The sequence below is a fragment of the Leuconostoc sp. C5 genome, assembly GCF_056530425.1.
Map to the genome: position 1 here is coordinate 1,811,768 of NZ_CP134351.1, position 17,016 is coordinate 1,828,783.

The following is a 17,016-nucleotide window of genomic DNA, read 5'->3' on the forward strand; positions in this document are numbered from 1 at the left end:
TTTTTCTTGAAAGTAATTATGCCGACCGCCGGGCTCAAACCGGCGACCCCCTCATTACTAGTGAGGTGCTCTATCAACTGAGCTAGGTCGGCAAATTAAAGTACTCAGGTACTACAAGTGAATAATACCAGATACCTCAATATATAAATATGGCGGCGGCCATATTATACGGGTGACAGGAATCGAACCTGCACGGATTACTCCACTGGAACCTAAATCCAGCGCGTCTGCCAGTTCCGCCACACCCGCATGTATCACACAACCCTTTAATTCTACTGGAAAAAACTAAATCAGTCAAGAGGGTAATACAACTTAAATCAAAAAAATGTTAAAAAACTGCTATTCTAACGATTCCTTAGTCAATTGACGCATTTCAATGGCAAATTTAACAACAGTTCGAGCAACTGCATACATTGGCACAATCAATATCATGCCAAAAATACCCCAAAGATTACCGGCTACCATCAAAAGAATCATAATTGTTAATGGGTGAATTTGTAATGATTTTCCAATAACATTTGGATAAATAAAGTTTCCATCCAATTGCTGAACAACCATCATCACAATCATTACCAACAACATTTGTTTCCATGATTGTGTACTGGCAACAATCAACGCTGGTATAACCCCAATCCAAGGGCCAATATATGGCACAATGTTAGTAATACCAGCAATCACACCCAGTAACCATGCGTATGGTTCACCAATAATTAAATAACCCACAGCCATGGTCATCCCGACAAACAACATTTCAAGAGCTTGCCCCGATATATATCTTTCAATAGTTTTATCCATTTTAAGTGTCAATTCTTTGACATTATCAGCAAAACGAACCGGAAAAAGCTTCTGGATTGCTGGTAGCAAGCGATCACCATCACTTAGCATATAAAATAAAACGACTGGAATAGTCACGACATTAATCGTGACCGATGTAACCATCGAGACAGCACTGCCTAATGTACCTGCCGTAATAGTTAAAAAAGAAGCCGAGTACTTGCCAACAGCACTCTTTACTTCATCTATATCAATTGACAAATTTAAATTTGATAACCACTTACTTTGTAGTGAATCTGTTACAAAGCGCTGTACGTTTTGTGCAAATTCAGGTAATGCAGTAATTAAATTAGTAATTTCCGCCACTAGAGTTGGTATCAATAAAATCAAGGAACCAGCTATCACGGCTAGGAACAACACAAAAGTAATTATAACAGCCAGTTGATGCGGCATTTTATGCCCTTTAACTGTAATTTTCTTTAAAAGTGTCAAAACAGGTTTCAAAACATAGTACAAAAATCCGGCGACAATCAATGGTACAAAAACCGTGGAAATAAATACTGAAATTGGTTTCATTAGAAAATCAAATCGGGAAACAATCAAAATTAAGAGCGATAGCGCTAATAATTCAATGGTCCAAAAAAATATATTTTTGTATTTAGAATTCGGTATCATATAATTTCTCCAATAATTTATGTTGTACCTTTGGTAAGCTTAATGCCGACCACTCATCAGAACTAAAATATTGTTGATTATCATTCAACATAGCTGTTTCTTGCTTCACTAACCAAATTTCCCATCGACGATGTGTAAAAATATGTGTCACGGGCTTAATATTTAACTGTTGACCCGTAATTGATTCTATACTTTCAATTTGTGTTAGTGGAAATGTCCAAAATCCAGCTAACAAACCGCTATCCGGTCGTTTTTCAAATAATAATTTACCATCTTTTTCAAAAACTGAAGCCATAAACAACTGTTTTACTGGTCGTTGTTTCTTGGTTTTAACAGGGTATTGATCCTCAACACCATCTCGAAAAGCCGCATTAAATTCACGCACCGGTGAATACAAGCTACCGGGATTTTTGGTTGTCATATAACTTGATCCCAAATCCATAATTGCTTGGTTAAAGTCCCCTGGTCTTTCCGGATCAACAATTGGCGCAATAATATCATAAAATATCTTACGTGATTTTGTATCAGCAATGTCAGCGTCAATTTTAAGTAATCTACTAAAAACACGATATTGGTTGCCATCAACTGCTGGGACTACCTCATTGAAACTTATTGACGCAATAGCTGCCGCTGTATATGGACCCACTCCTGGCAAGCTTTGCAGATCATCACTACTCTCTGGCCATTGCCCATGCAATTCATTGACAACAAACTGCGCCGCCTTTTGTAAGTTTCGCGCTCTCGAGTAGTAGCCTAAACCCTCCCATAATTTGAGCACAACATCCTCTGGTGCGGTCGCTAAATCACCAACCGTTGGTAACGATGTCATAAAGCGATCAAAATACGGAATAACTGTATCTACGCGTGTCTGTTGCAGCATAATTTCCGAAACTAAAACGCGATAAGGATCATGATTGACACGCCATGGCAAGTGCACTCGCCCTTCTTTATCATACCAATTGAGCAATGTTTTACGAAATTCTTTAATTGTTTGTTCATTCCAAGTTTCCATAATATATATTGTAACACTTGTAATCGTATAGATTTTGCCGTATAATTATTATTTGTATGAAATCATTGAATAAAAAAGGAGCACAATCATGGTATTAAAGAAGCCACTTAACTCATTTGCACGTGCCCGCAAAGTTAGTCATAGCGCTGCTAAAAAACAACGTCAAGCTGCTATCGCAAAATTGCAACAATGGGCAAAAGGTAAGTCAGAAGAATTACCTTCTACAAAGTAATTTTATTGACTACTTAAAACCAGTATTTATACTGGTTTTTTGTTTGCATTTTTATGAATAAAAACCATGAAAGGTAGGATACTGTTGAATATAACACAAAAGCAAAAAACAATCTTAATCATATTAGTTATCGGCACCTTTTTAGGCTTTTTGAATCAAACATTAATGAATGTTGCCTTGCCAGATATCATGCGTGAATTTCATATTTCCACAGACTTGGGTCAATGGATGACAAATGGCTACATGTTAGTCAATGGTGTAATGGTTCCGTTAACAGCTTTTCTGATTCAACGCCTAACAACACGTACACTATACTTGACCGCCGCTGGACTATTCGCCGTCGGAACAGTAACTGCTGGATTTGCGCCAACATTTGATGTCCTCATTATCGGGCGTATGATTCAAGCAATGGGCGCCGGTGTATTCGGCCCTTTAATGAACGTCGTTGTCATGAACTTGTTTTCGCCCAATGAACGCGGATCTGCAATGGGGACAATCGGTTTGGCGCTTAATTTCGCCCCTGCTTTGGGTCCCAGCTTGTCGGGATTAGTCGTTACTAATTTAAGTTGGCGCTTCCTATTTTATCTTGTCGCACCATTAATTATTGCGAACTTCATCTTGGCTTATTTCTTACTACAAAATATTGGGCAACAAAAGAGGTTAAAATTCGATTTTATCGGTGTTGTTTTGTCAAGTATTGGTCTTGGATCATTACTTTACGGATTTTCTAACGCAGGTGCAACCCCTTGGAATGAGTTTACTGTATGGGGATTTGTATTAATAGGTATTATTGTTACAAGTTTATTCATTTGGCACCAGTATACAACTAAAACACCATTGTTAAATATGTCCGTATTTAAATATAGACAATTTAACGTTGCTGTTTTAATCAACGTTGTTTTGATGATTGCTATGTACGGTGGTGCACTGATGTTACCCCTCTATATGCAAAATGTGCGTGGTACCACGGCTTTTCAATCAGGTCTAGTGTTGTTTCCTGGTGCCTTAGTAACCGCATTTTTATCACCGTGGAGTGGTCGTTTATATGATCGCTACGGTGCTAAATACTTAACATTAGTTGGTATTATGATTACAGCGTTTGGCACTTTTATTTTAGCTTCTCTGACATTAACAACTTCACTTTGGCTCGCTGTTCTCGGACAGTTTGTCCGTCAACTTGGACTAGTCTTGGTCCTGATGCCAATTCAAACAGAGGCCTTCAATGCGTTACCTTTAACACTCATTCCTGATGGATCTGCCATGTTTACTACAATCAGACAACTTGCAGCATCATTTGGTACAGCCGCTTTGGTAACAATTATGACGAAAAGTGCACTTAACTATGGTCATAAACACGCACACCTCAGTGCTGAAATAGTTGATTTGCATGGTGTACAAGTAACTTTTTTAACTGCTGCATTCTTAATGTTGGTTGCAGCAAGTTTAACTAGCCTACTAAAACTTAAAACACGCGCCACATAAAATAAACAGATATTGTTTGCTATAATGTAACTATAAAACACAAAGGAGTCTCGACTATGAATTATGGTTTCATTGGTGCTGGCAACATGGCTACTGCGATGATTAAAGGCTTGATTTACGCAGGTATTGATAGTAAAAATATTTATGTTTCCTCTCCACACAGTGCGGCTAAATTGGCAGCAAATTTACATATCCAAGCAGCCGACTCAGAAACAATCACAAAAAAGTGTGATATTGTCATTATCGCTTTCTTGCCTAACCAACTACGTACGCTGGGTAATTCTTTAAACCTAGACGGTAAAATTGTTATTTCAGTACTTGCGCAAGTGACGATTGCGGATCTTGATGAAGTGTTCCCAACAGCTTTTAATGTTCGTTCATTACCCAATATTAACTCAGCAATCGGTAAAGGTAGTACCGCTTTAGCATTTTCAAAGCGTTTAAGCGAGAGTCAAATTGAAGTAGTGCAAAATTACTGGCATTTGTTAGGTACTACTAGTGTCCTTGATGAACAACATTTCGCTATTTTTTCAGCAATCGCGGGTTCAGGTCCTGCATTTGTCCTCAAATTTATCGATGCATTAACTCAGGCTGGCATCAACAACGGATTAGATGGCGAGAGTGCAGCCGCCATTGCTGCTTCAACTGTGGCTGGTACAACTGAAACCCTACAAAAATCAAATAGCGATGCAGTAACATTAATGAACAACGTTGCTTCTCCAGGCGGGTCCACTCGTGCTGGATTGGATAATTTTGAACAGAATGATTTTGATACTATTGTGAACTCAGCCATCAATGCTACCGTTAATCATAAACATACTTAAGCGTTCTTAGAACGCTTTTTATTTGCATTTTTTATACACAAAAAAAGCCACAACCTAAGTTGTGACTTTTGATAGCTCGTGAGAGAATCGAACTCTCGATTCTGCCGTGAAAGGGCGGCGTCTTAACCACTTGACCAACGAGCCATGATCAATATGTCATTTGTTTCAATCAAACAACTATATTAGTATATCAAGAATACTAATTATCGTCAACCCTTTTCTTCAAAGTCATTAATTTTGTCGGATCAATCTGTTGTCTGGGCTGAGTTGGCATACTTTTATAGTATTTCCAAGGTGTCTTTGGATCGAATTCTATGTCAGTTGTTACTGGGAACCCATTTTTAAAACGAGTTAATAACCACTTTTTTAGTGGCTTGGGTACTCCCAATAGATCAAAATCGGCTGGAGAAACAGCGTACCTAATAGACTTTTCATCATTTAATTTTACTTTCTGAACCCAATTTGGGTCAGCAATCAGCGCTCTACCCATGGCTGCAAAGGTCACTCCTTCATCGAGTAATGACTCAACTTGCATCGGTTGCTTAATGAGTCCTGCTACCATTAGTGGCACATTATCTGGTAAAACTTCCGTATAATAAGTCGTTATTTGTTTGACGGCTTTTGCGTCACGAAAAGGCTTTTGAAAAGCATCCTTTAGTGATAGATGTAAATAATCTATCTGTAGAGTAACCAACCTTTGTACAAAAGCTAATGAGTCTGCCAATGTAATCCCTGGGGTAGTTGATTCCTCTGGAGACTGCCTATAGCCCAGTAAAAATGGACGCTCTGCATACTTATCGATGGTATCACCGACCTTAGCGGTAACCGCTAACCCAAAACGCATTCTTTTTTCTAAAGTCCCACCCCAAATGTCTTGGCGTCGGTTACTTTCTGGTGAAAAAAACTGTTGTAATAAATACAAATTGGCACCATGCAACTCAACACCATCGAATCCAGCTAATATGGCCCGTTTTGTTGCTGCTGCAAAATCCTCAATTGTTTGCGAAATTTCCTCATGTTTAAGCTCACGAGGCGTTTCATGGCTACCGTGAGGGTAAGGCTGAGCAGAAGCTGAAACAATTTGTTCACCACGCAAAATTGTTTGGTTTGATTGACGACCAGATGCAAATAACTGCAAAATAGCCTTAGCACCACCAGAATGAATTGCACTAGCTAACCTTGACAGTCCCTCAATCTTATCGTCATCAGCAGCTGAAAGGCCACCTTCCCAGCCTTTTCCGAGTTCATTAACATATGCTGCCTCAACAATAATCATTCCCGGACCATTTGAGCGCATTTGATAATATTTCAGTTCATTATCTGACACACTGCCATCTTCCAGAGAGCTTTTTAGCGTAGTTGGCGCCATAACTACATGGTTTCGAACTGTTATTGGTTTATTTTTAAATGTATATGAGTCTAAAAAATCGTAATTTATTTGCATAAATTTATTATAACGAAAAAAAACGCCAAATGGCGATTTTCTTTTTTATAAAACTAAATTTTAATACCAACCAGTAGAATTTGAATGTGCCAAAGCGTTAACAGCAGTACCATAACGGGCTGCAATATATGCCTTCATAGCATTCAATTGATCATTGTAGTCGGCAGTGTTACCACCGTAAATAGAACGTGCTTGTGCAGATAATTGACCCAAGCCATAGTATTGACCGTTAGTAGCATTAACATTTCCACTTGATTCACGTGCAATCAGTGCATTCAAAGCAGCTGTTTCTGATGATGAAGATGATGAAGATGATGACGTTGTTGTTGAGCTAGTAGCAGCTGTTGTTGTTGAAGCTGTTTGTGTTGAAGTTGAAGCTGTGTTATCAGTTGAAGATGTTGTTGAGGCTGCTTGTGTTGTTGATGAAGTATCAGCAGCAGCTGTTGTTGTTGAAGCTGTTTGTGTTGAAGTTGTGTCATCTGTGGCAAAACTCAAATGTTGTCCTGTAACGATCCAGTTAACATTTGAAATGTTGTTTTGAGCAGCAATTTTGTCAACTGAAACGTTGTACTTTGCTGAAATTTTATTTAATGTGTCACCTGATTGAACAACATAATCTGTTGTATCGGCACTTGCATGGGCTCCTCCGAACGCTAAGGCACCGGCAACACCGGCAGCGATTGTCAAAGTCTTCTTAATATTAAACATATATATTTGTACTCCTAAAGTTGTCTGTTCTGATTTAGATACACCAGAATTGGCACATCCATGTAATTAACTTACGAGTATTAGTTTAGTCGTTGAATATAATAGACAAACGTCTGGAACATATCAAGAATATTACATACTATTATTTACTATACACTCTACTATCACCTTGTCTTATAACAATCTTAATATTTGGTTATCTGCTTAATATAGATGTTTTCTGTCTTTTTTAATTGCACTAAAATGTAGTTTTTAGCCTAAAAATGTCATTATATCTTACTTTGAACTAGGACTTATTATCGATATTCAATCATTTTTTCATTATAAAAACCCTCGAAACAATTATTTCGAGGGTTTAAATTCTTTTTATTTAGCGGCCCGATTTCAGAGCAGCAACGTGAATACGGTTCACCGCACGCATTAAGGCAATTCGTGCGCGACGTAATTCAGCGTCATTATGATCATCTTGTGCATGTGCCAAACGTGCTTCCGCACGCTCCTTGGCGCTTTCAGCACGTGACACATCAATCACATCCGAAGTTTCAGCACTATCGGCTACAACTGTCAAAGTATCATTTGAAAACTCAGCAATACCACCATTAACAGCCAATGATTCCTTATCATCACCGCGCTTGACGATTAACTCATCAATTGTTAGAGCTGCTAATATCGGTACGTGCTTTGCCATGATACCCACTTGGCCACCTTGAGTGTTTACAACAGCGATATCAATACCACTTTCATTGTAAACTTCACCCGCTGGTGTCACGATTTGAACAGTAATGCCTTTTGTTGCAGTTGTTGTTTCATCTGCCATATGTCAATACCCCCTTATTGGGCCATTGTCTTGGCTTTTTCAACAACCTGCTCAATAGCACCAACGTTACGGAATGCATCTTCTGGCAAATCATCATATTTACCATCCAAAATTTCCTTGAATGAACGTACAGTTTCAGCAACTGGTACATATTCACCATTGATACCAGTAAACGTTTCGGCAACTGAAAATGGTTGTGACAAGAAGAATTGAATACGACGTGCACGGTTAACAGTCGTCTTCTCTTCATCTGACAATTCATCCATACCCAGAATTGAAATGATATCTTGCAATTCACGATAACGTTGCAGTGTACGTTGTACTTCAGTAGCAACTTCATAATGTTCTTGACCAACAATTTGTGGATCCAAAGCAGAAGAAGTTGATGCCAAAGGATCAACGGCTGGGTAGATACCTTGTTGTGTCAATGCACGTTCCAAGTTAGTTGTTGCATCCAAATGCGCGAATGTTGTAGCAGGCGCTGGATCAGTATAATCATCGGCAGGCACATAAACGGCTTGAATTGAAGTAACTGAACCCTTCTTAGTTGAAGTAATTCGTTCCTGCAATTGGCCCATTTCTGTTGCCAATGTTGGCTGATAACCAACGGCTGATGGAATACGTCCCAACAAAGCTGACACTTCAGAACCAGCCTGAGTGAAACGGAAAATGTTATCGATAAACAACAACACATCCTTACCTTCATTATCACGGAAGTTTTCAGCCATTGTCAAACCTGTTAAGGCAACACGCATACGTGCACCTGGTGGTTCGTTCATTTGACCATAAACCATGGCAGTTTGTTTCAAAACGCCTGATTCTTCCATTTCATGGTACATGTCATTACCTTCACGGGTACGTTCCCCGACACCAGTAAAGACCGAAATACCGTTGTGGCCTTGCGCAATGTTGTGAATTAATTCTTGAATCAGAACTGTCTTACCAACACCGGCACCACCAAACAAACCAATTTTTCCACCACGAACATATGGAGCAAGCAAATCAATAACTTTAATACCTGTTTCCAATATCTCTGTCGAGCTTGTCAACTCATCATACTTTGGTGCATCACGATGAATTGAGCTACGACGAACATCAGAAGCAATTGCACCATTATTATCTACAGGTTCACCCAATACGTTGAAGACACGACCAAGTGTAGCTTCACCAACTGGAACCTCAATAGGATTACCAGTGTCAACTACTCCCATGCCTCGTTGGAGCCCGTCTGTTGAGTCCATGGCAATCGTGCGGACAACGCCGTCACCCAAAGCCAAAGATACTTCAACTGTCAATGATTGCCCATTACCCTTATCAATTACAAGGGCATTGTTGATATCAGGAACTTGTTGCCCTGCTTCAAACGCAATATCGACGACCGGACCAATCACTTGTACGACTTTTCCAGTACTCATTGTCGTTTCCTTTCAGTTTTTAAGTATAAGGCTATACATGAACTGAACCGACCAATGCCAAAGTAGCCATTGGTTTTGATTCCTTTATTATGTTATACCAAATACATTCCTACACAAATAAATGTGCGTATTTTTAATATAGATTGAATGGCATTAATTAGCTTATTCCAAAGCCGCCATACCACCAGTAATTTCAGTAATTTCAGTCGTAATTGCTGCTTGACGTGCACGGTTGAACTGTAATTCTAAACGACCAATAAGATCTTTCGCATTATCAGTTGCACCCTTCATCGCTGTAGATGAAGCAGCGTGTTCAGCCGTTTTTGCATCAAGCACTGCTTCATACACTAAACTTTGCGCAAACTGTGGCAAAACAACGTTCAATACTGCTGTTGTATCTGGTTCGATTTCATAAGTTGCTTGAACATTAAGTTCAGCTTTTTGTTCTTCCGTTCCACCCATTGCATTCAGAGTGTCCCCAGTTAGTGGCAATAATTGCACGTCCCTGTATTCACTAGTCAAACGGTTCACGAAATGGTTATAAACCACATGAAGTGCGTCAAACACTTCATTTTCATATAGACTTGTCACCGTTTTAACAACCGAACGAATTTCATTAAATGTTGGAACATCTGACACACCGCGGTGTTCTAAAATAACCTCAAACCCACGTTTCTTATAAAAATCAGCTCCATTACCACCGACAGCCAAAATCGTTGTATTGCTTGTATCCAAATTCAGATTTTGCATTAAAACATTGGTTTGTTTAATAACATTTGCATTGTATGATCCAACTAACCCACGATCTGATGTGACCACCAGAATACCAGTTTTTTTAATTGGACGTTGTGCAATCAATGGAATATGATCAGCATCTGCATTATCAAAGAGGTGAGCTGAAACTAAATGTTCAACAACTGCCTCTAAACGAGCTGCATAAGATCCATACCCTGCACTGTATTTTTGAATTTGACTTAATTTTGCCGTTGAGACCATTTGCATGGCACTCGTAATTTGACGTGTTTTTTTAGTGGATGAAATACGACGCTGAATATCTTGCAAAGAAGCCATAACAGCGCCTCCTTTTATTCTGCTGATTCAGATCCAGCAAATCCAGCCTTAAAGGCTTCGATTGCTGCATTCAAATCAGCCTCTTCAGGTAAGTTCTTTGTTTCAACAATTGCTTTGAATAATTCTGAAGCATTTGCATCAACATATGCAATCAATTCATCTTGGAAACGTTGAATATCTGCTACTTCAACATCATCCAAGTAACCATGTGTCAATGCATATAATACAACAACTTGATGTTGTACGGGCATTGGTTTGTTCAATGGCTGCTTCAAAATTTCAACAGTACGACGTCCACGAGCAAGCTTTGCTTGGGTTGCTGAATCCAAGTCAGAACCAAACTGCGCGAAACTTTCTAACTCACGGAAAGAAGCCAGATCCAAACGCAATGTACCAGCAACCTTCTTCATAGCCTTAATCTGCGCATCACCACCAACACGTGAAACAGAAGTTCCAGCGTCAATGGCAGGACGGACACCAGCATAGAATTGATCAGCATCTAAGAACACTTGACCATCAGTAATAGAAATTACGTTTGTTGGAATATACGCAGAAACATCACCGGCCTGCGTTTCGATAAATGGCAAAGCAGTCATTGAACCGCCACCTAATTCATCGCTCAACTTAGCCGCACGCTCTAGTAAACGTGAGTGCAAGTAGAAAACGTCACCAGGATAAGCTTCACGTCCTGGTGGACGACGAAGAATCAATGACAGCTCACGGTAAGCCGTGGCTTGCTTTGATAAATCATCATACACGATCAAAACGTGCTTGCCATTATACATGAATTCTTCACCCATGGCTGCACCAACATAAGGTGCCAAATACAACATTGGTGCTGGTTCTGAAGGACCAGCATTAACAACAATTGTATAGTCCATAGCGCCCATTTGACGTAAGGTTTCAACTTGTGCACGCACAGTTGAATTCTTTTGGCCAATGGCAACATAGATAACGATCATGTTTTGATCTTTTTGATTCAAAATTGTATCGATGGCCAAAGAAGTTTTACCTGTCTTACGGTCACCAATGATTAACTCACGTTGTCCACGTCCAATTGGAACAAGGGCATCGATTGCTTTAATACCTGTCTGTAATGGTTCGGAAACGGATTTACGTTCCATAACACCAGGTGCTTTTACTTCTACAGGGCGTGTCTTATCTGTCTTGATTTCACCCAATCCATCAATTGGTTGACCCAAGGCGTTAACAACGCGTCCGATTAATTGTTCGCCAACTGGCACTTCCATGATGCGGCCAGTACGCTTTACTGTGTCACCTTCGCGAATATCGTCAAAACCACCAAGAATGATAATTCCAACTTCGCTCGATTCGAGGTTTTGGGCCATGCCGTAAGTGCCATTAGCAAATTCGACAAGTTCACCAGCTAAGGCATTTGCCAAGCCAGTTGCACGGGCCACACCATCACCAACATAAGTGACAGTTCCCACTTCTTCTACAGTTAGCGTTGTGTCGAACTTTTCGAGCTGTTGCTTAATTAAAGCAGAAATTTCTTCAGCTTGAATAGCCATTATTCTTCCTCACTAACCTAATAATTGTGCCTTCATTTTGGCAATTTTTGTTTGCAAGCTACCATCAATTAAAGTTGATTGTGACTGCAAGATAACACCACCAAGGATGCTTTCATCAACTACGTTTTCAATATTAACTTGCTTTGCACCTGTTTTTGATGCAAAGACAGAAGCTAATTTATCTAAACGTCCATCGTCTAGTGCAACAGCCGTAGTTGCTTGCACATCCACGATGCCATTTACTTCATTATATTGGCTGACAAATTCATCAACTACAATTGATAAAATGTTCAAACGATTGTTAACCTGTAACAGCTTAACCAAATTTTTAACTGAGTCAGTGCTGTTACCTGTTAATGTTTTTAACAGATCATCACGTGAAGCAATAGCAACGTCCGCTGATGAAGCAATAGTTATGAAATTTTGGTTTTCATCAAGCACTGTTTTAATTGTGCGTAAATCCGTCAAAACCTCATCAACATTATCTTGTTCGCCAGCAAGTTCAAAAATTGCTTTGGCGTATTGGTTAGCAATATCTTTAATATTCTTTGCCATCCCAATACTCCTTATTTAGTTTCTAAATCTGAAATGTAAGCATCAATTAATGCTTGTTGATCATTTAACGATAGTTCTTTTTGCATTAACTTTGAAGCGATTGCCACCGAAAGGGCTGCAACATCGTTTTTTGCACCAGAAATTGCGTCTTCCTTGAGCTTTTGTGCATCTGTCTGCGCTTGTTGGCTGACAGAAGCTGCGCGATCGTTAGCTGCAGAGACGATTAGGTCACTTTGCTTTTGAGCGCTAGCTTTTGCATCATTAACCACTTTTGTGGCATTTTGACGTGTTTCAGCCAATTCAGCTTGACGTTGTGATGCTAATTTCTCTGCCTCTTGACGAGCTACTTCAGCACCGTCAATGTCAGAAGAAATTTTATCAGCACGTTCATCAAGAACTTTTGTCAATGGTCCGTAGGCCACCTTCTTCAAAATGAGCATCAACAAGAGGAAGGCGATGATAATAAACAGCATATTTCCAAGTGGAAGTGCTGCCAATGTTGTTATTCCCAACATGATTTTCCTCCGCTACTATTGTGTGATTACTTGCCCATCAACATGAAGGCGAAGACAATTGACAAAATTGGCATAACTTCGACCAACGCAACACCCAAGAACATACGTGACAACAAACGACCTTCAAGTTCTGGTTGACGGCTCATGCCTGCCAAGAACTGTGAAATCAAAACACCGTTACCAATACCACCACCAACGGCGGCTCCAGCAGCTGCAAGACCTGCTGCGATTACACCAAGATTGTGCAAATCCATTAGATTTCTCCTTATTCGTAGCGCACACACAAGAACTATTTCAAGCGTGCGCATTTATACTATTTTAGATGATACGCTCTCGCGTTTTATAAGCAAACCAACTCGTGTTATAGAATCATTATTTACACAGTGCCTCTGTAACACAAATCTCATTTGCTTTGCAATAACACTCTTACTCGTTACCCGACAACTGTGAGATGAATACACCTGTCAAAATGACAAACACATATGCCTGAATACCACCGATGAAGAGTGAAAAGCCTTGCCAGACCATTTCAATCGGCAATGCCAGCACTGACCAGAGCCCATTAAAGTGCCCAGGCCAGGCCAAACTGTTAGCCACGAGCGTTAGTAACATTTCACCAGCGAAGATGTTACCAAACAAACGCAGTGACAACGTCAAGAAATTGGCTAATTGTTCAATAATATTCAACGGAAGCATCCATGAATATGGGGTGAAGAACATGTTCTTAATATAGCCCTTAAAACCAAGTTCTTGAACGCCCATACCGTGAGCAACCATCAACGACATAATTGCAAGCGTCATTGTTACAATCGGATCAGCAGTTGGTGACTTAATATAAGTCACACCATCGCCAAGCTTAAACTGTATTAGCAAGCCCATTTCGTTTGACACAATTACAAAGAAAAACAATGTAAATGCGAACAAACCAAACTGGCGCGCTTGCTTCTTTGTTAGCTGTCCATTCACGATACCGTTGGTGAAATCTAACAAATATTCGATTGCGTTTTGCCGTTTGTTAGGCTTTACACTAAGTTTGCGGGTTAACACAATTGAGACAATGATAACAATTGCCATAGCCAGCAACGTTGAAATAATCGTTGTCCAATCAAAGGTTAGACCAAGAAACTTAAACGTTGCCGTTGGGTCATCCATGCGCCTTCTCCTTTCTCATATAATTTGGCGAAATGGTCGAAATCGGCTATTCGTCATAACATAAAATATATGATACGCCTTTCATTTTGAAATTCAACTGTTTACCGCGATGTTTTTCACAAACTTTTTGTTTTCCTTAAGAGAAACGTTGTTAGTTAAGTTCTTCCGACCTAAATATAAGAATAATAACGTTTATCAGGATTTTTACATTATTTTAAATGTATACGTTTACAATTTCTGTTCGTATCACAAACTTTAACATTTTTATAGAATAGTAAATTTCAGACCAATGTTTATTGACTGTCTAATCATTAATAAAAAAGAGCCGAATTTTTAACAAATTCCGCTCTCTATGATTTACTTTTCACTTGCAGCCACTTTTGGCAACACCAAATTCAATACAATGCCCAAAATAGTAGCAATGGCAACACCAGAAAAATCAACTTGTGTGCTTAATTGTAAATGAAAGTTTCCAATACCGACAACCATAATAGGTGCTGCAATCATTAAATTACGTTTCTTACTATAATCAACCTTATTGTCAACGATAACTTGCAACCCTGCAGCCGCAATGACACCGTACAACATAAAGCCAACACCACCCGTAACAGCGCCAGGGATCGTCGAAATCAAAGCTGATAGCTTACCAACAAAACTAAAAACGACCGCAAAAAAGGCTGCTCCACCAATGACCCAAACTGAATAAACACGGCTCAATTGCATAACGCCAATGTTTTCACCGTAAGATGTTACCGCTGGTCCACCAATCAATCCAGCAACAACAGAAGCCGTACCATCCCCCGTTAAGGTACGTTTCAAACCTGGATTTTCAAAAAAATCAGTCCCAGTGATTTTTGACAAAACCATCAAATGTCCTAGATGCTCAGACAGCGTAACTAAAGCTAATGGTGCCATGCTCAGTACAGCCGCTGGATAAAAGACGAAACCATCTTTACCAATGAACGTCTCAAAATTAGGTAATTGGAACCAATGGGCAGAAGCCACAGGGCTTAAATCTACTAGACCAGTGATTAAAGCCACAATATAACCAAAGATAATTCCAAGTAGCACTGGCAATAGTCCTAAAAATCCCCTTAAAAACATATTAAAAGCAATCGTTGCCAGCAACGTAACCAACGCGACCGTAAACACACGAATATCATAATGTCCATTCATGGTAGTCGCTGAGGAAGCAGCAGAACCAGCTAGACTCAAGCCAATTACCATGATGATAGGTCCCACGACCTCAGCTGGGAAAATATGCTCAATCCAAGCAGTGCCAGTAAAAGTTACAATGAAAGCAACAACCAAATATACTAGCCCAACAGAGATAATTCCTTGCGCTACGGCTGGATAACCAACTGTCTTCAGCAAGGACGTCATGGGAATAATGAAAGCAAAGCTCGAGCCCATGTAAGCTGGTACTTTACCACGTGTAATCAGTAAATGAAGCAGTGTACCGACTCCTGATGTAAACAGGGCTACTCCAGGATTGAGGCCAACGAGTAATGGCACTAAAACAGTAGCGCCGAACATAGAAAACAGATGTTGCAATGATAAACCTAACCATGTAAAAAAGGGTGGCTTATCATGTAAATCATAAATCGCATTATTTTGATTTTTTGACATAAGGGGGTCTCTCCTGCAGAATATACTTATTTTATTATAAACAAAATTCCAAAATAATGTCGAAAGATTGCATAAAAAAAGACACACTACTCAATCTATGAAACAGCATATCTTTTATGAATTAAATTACTTAGTTAATGTCTTTTTTGATACGACTGACAAATCATCAGCCAAATCATATACCAATGGTTGTCCGTTAGCAATTTCAACATTCAAAATGTCGTCATCTGAGATGTTTTCCAAGTGCTTAACCAAGGCACGCAATGAGTTACCGTGAGCGGCAATAACCACGTTTTTACCAGCTTTTAAATCTTTTGAAATGTCTGATTCCCAGAAAGGCAATACACGTTCCAAAGTAATTTTCAAGTTTTCACCCAATGGCAATTCACCTTCAGGTACATCGGCGTAACGACGATCAAATGCTGGGTAAGTATTACCTTGTACTGTCATTGTTTCATCATATGAGTCCAACAATGGTGGCAAAACGTCGTATGAACGACGCCAGATGTGAACTTGCTCGTCACCCCACTTTTCAGCAGCTTCGGCTTTGTTTTGACCTTGCAATGCGCCATAATGACGTTCATTCAAACGCCATGACTTTGCTTCTGGAATAAACAATTGTCCTGCTTCTTCTAAAGCCAAGTGCAATGTTTGGATTGCACGCGTCAAAACTGACGTATATGCTTGGTCAAATTGAATACCTTCAGCAGCCAAAAGATCGCCAGCTTCTTTGGCTTGGGCAATACCTTTTTCAGACAACTTTGTGTCAATCCAACCATTAAACAAGTTTAATGCATTCCATTCACTTTGACCGTGACGGATTAATACTAACTTAGCCATGTGTGCTAAACTCCTTAGTTTGTGTTTAATTTAACGACTATATTATACCACGTTTTGGTGACACAAAAAAACACACAACTTATATAAGTTGTGTGTTCCAAAAGAAATTAACCCTTTGTGATGTTTGTTGCTTGCAAACCGCGGTCTGAAGTTTCAACGTCAAATGTAACTGCTTGACCTTCGTCAAGAGTCTTGAAGCCGTCGCCTTGGATTGCTGAGAAGTGTGCAAATACATCTTCGCCGCTTTCGCGTGTGATGAATCCGTAACCCTTTTCTCCGTTAAACCACTTTACTGTGCCTTTTTCCATGATATGTTTCTCCTTTGGTGTGCTCACCAAG

The 17,016-nt window shown here is 39.6% G+C and carries 18 protein-coding genes and 3 tRNA genes; 3 read left to right on the forward strand and 18 right to left on the reverse strand.

All coding sequences use genetic code 11. The annotated features are described in order from the left end of the window. Positions 1–19 precede the first annotated feature (19 nt). The 4 genes from RHP56_RS09210 to mutY form a co-directional block, all read right to left on the reverse strand. Positions 20–92 (reverse strand) — tRNA-Thr (locus RHP56_RS09210). A 75-nt stretch (positions 93–167) separates the two neighbouring features. Beyond that, a tRNA-Leu gene (locus tag RHP56_RS09215) sits at positions 168–249 on the reverse strand. Positions 250–339: 90 nt separating this feature from the next. Continuing rightward, positions 340–1,449, reverse strand: a complete 1,110-nt coding sequence (locus tag RHP56_RS09220; RefSeq protein WP_060461517.1) for an AI-2E family transporter — start codon at positions 1,447–1,449, stop codon at positions 340–342. After that, positions 1,433–2,461 carry an A/G-specific adenine glycosylase gene (gene mutY, locus RHP56_RS09225; RefSeq protein WP_102753428.1) on the reverse strand — a complete coding sequence of 343 codons (1,029 nt, stop codon included), beginning with the start codon at positions 2,459–2,461 and terminating at the stop codon, positions 1,433–1,435. The genes RHP56_RS09220 and mutY overlap by 17 nt, the downstream gene beginning before the upstream one ends. An 88-nt stretch (positions 2,462–2,549) precedes the next feature. Between mutY and RHP56_RS09230 the strand changes: the two genes are divergently transcribed. The 3 genes from RHP56_RS09230 to proC all read left to right on the forward strand — a co-directional run bounded on the left by RHP56_RS09230 (position 2,550) and on the right by proC (position 4,999). Continuing rightward, positions 2,550–2,693 carry a hypothetical protein gene (locus tag RHP56_RS09230; protein ID WP_002815612.1) on the forward strand — a complete coding sequence of 48 codons (144 nt, stop codon included), beginning with the start codon at positions 2,550–2,552 and terminating at the stop codon, positions 2,691–2,693. 84 nt (positions 2,694–2,777) lie between these two features. Further along, positions 2,778–4,175, forward strand: coding sequence for an MDR family MFS transporter (locus RHP56_RS09235; RefSeq protein WP_011680429.1), 1,398 nt, complete (start codon positions 2,778–2,780; stop codon positions 4,173–4,175). A gap of 56 nt (positions 4,176–4,231) precedes the next feature. Next, the gene (gene proC, locus RHP56_RS09240; RefSeq protein WP_002815619.1) at positions 4,232–4,999 is read left to right on the forward strand and encodes a pyrroline-5-carboxylate reductase; all 768 of its coding nucleotides are present in this window, start codon (positions 4,232–4,234) and stop codon (positions 4,997–4,999) included. A 72-nt stretch (positions 5,000–5,071) separates the two neighbouring features. Here proC and RHP56_RS09245 read toward each other — a convergent pair. From RHP56_RS09245 to RHP56_RS09310, 14 genes are all read right to left on the reverse strand, one after another. Further along, positions 5,072–5,143 (reverse strand) — tRNA-Glu (locus RHP56_RS09245). A gap of 55 nt (positions 5,144–5,198) precedes the next feature. Beyond that, positions 5,199–6,443: an NADH-dependent flavin oxidoreductase gene (locus RHP56_RS09250; protein WP_050884380.1), complete on the reverse strand. Its 1,245-nt coding sequence runs from the start codon at positions 6,441–6,443 to the stop codon at positions 5,199–5,201. A gap of 60 nt (positions 6,444–6,503) precedes the next feature. Next, positions 6,504–7,151, reverse strand: a complete 648-nt coding sequence (locus tag RHP56_RS09255; protein WP_102753429.1) for a LysM peptidoglycan-binding domain-containing protein — start codon at positions 7,149–7,151, stop codon at positions 6,504–6,506. Between the two features lie 370 nt (positions 7,152–7,521). Next, entirely contained in the window at positions 7,522–7,968 is a 447-nt protein-coding gene (locus RHP56_RS09260; RefSeq protein ID WP_011680433.1) for a F0F1 ATP synthase subunit epsilon, read from the reverse strand. A gap of 14 nt (positions 7,969–7,982) precedes the next feature. Further along, complete coding sequence (gene atpD, locus RHP56_RS09265; RefSeq protein WP_002815624.1) at positions 7,983–9,383, reverse strand: F0F1 ATP synthase subunit beta; 1,401 nt, start codon at positions 9,381–9,383, stop codon at positions 7,983–7,985. 162 nt (positions 9,384–9,545) lie between these two features. After that, positions 9,546–10,454: a F0F1 ATP synthase subunit gamma gene (locus RHP56_RS09270; RefSeq protein ID WP_011680434.1), complete on the reverse strand. Its 909-nt coding sequence runs from the start codon at positions 10,452–10,454 to the stop codon at positions 9,546–9,548. A gap of 14 nt (positions 10,455–10,468) precedes the next feature. Further along, positions 10,469–11,986, reverse strand: a complete 1,518-nt coding sequence (gene atpA, locus RHP56_RS09275; protein WP_002815626.1) for a F0F1 ATP synthase subunit alpha — start codon at positions 11,984–11,986, stop codon at positions 10,469–10,471. Between the two features lie 12 nt (positions 11,987–11,998). Next, entirely contained in the window at positions 11,999–12,541 is a 543-nt protein-coding gene (atpH, locus tag RHP56_RS09280; protein WP_025268507.1) for an ATP synthase F1 subunit delta, read from the reverse strand. Between the two features lie 11 nt (positions 12,542–12,552). Beyond that, the gene (atpF, locus tag RHP56_RS09285; protein WP_011680436.1) at positions 12,553–13,056 is read right to left on the reverse strand and encodes a F0F1 ATP synthase subunit B; all 504 of its coding nucleotides are present in this window, start codon (positions 13,054–13,056) and stop codon (positions 12,553–12,555) included. Between the two features lie 26 nt (positions 13,057–13,082). Further along, positions 13,083–13,310, reverse strand: a complete 228-nt coding sequence (gene atpE, locus RHP56_RS09290; RefSeq protein WP_002815630.1) for a F0F1 ATP synthase subunit C — start codon at positions 13,308–13,310, stop codon at positions 13,083–13,085. Positions 13,311–13,482: 172 nt separating this feature from the next. After that, the gene (atpB, locus tag RHP56_RS09295; RefSeq protein WP_002815631.1) at positions 13,483–14,208 is read right to left on the reverse strand and encodes a F0F1 ATP synthase subunit A; all 726 of its coding nucleotides are present in this window, start codon (positions 14,206–14,208) and stop codon (positions 13,483–13,485) included. A gap of 357 nt (positions 14,209–14,565) precedes the next feature. Further along, positions 14,566–15,837: a uracil-xanthine permease family protein gene (locus RHP56_RS09300; RefSeq protein WP_011680437.1), complete on the reverse strand. Its 1,272-nt coding sequence runs from the start codon at positions 15,835–15,837 to the stop codon at positions 14,566–14,568. Between the two features lie 126 nt (positions 15,838–15,963). Next, entirely contained in the window at positions 15,964–16,677 is a 714-nt protein-coding gene (gene gpmA, locus RHP56_RS09305; protein WP_011680438.1) for a 2,3-diphosphoglycerate-dependent phosphoglycerate mutase, read from the reverse strand. 107 nt (positions 16,678–16,784) lie between these two features. After that, positions 16,785–16,985, reverse strand: a complete 201-nt coding sequence (locus RHP56_RS09310) for a cold-shock protein (protein ID WP_002815634.1) — start codon at positions 16,983–16,985, stop codon at positions 16,785–16,787. Positions 16,986–17,016: the final 31 nt, after the last annotated feature.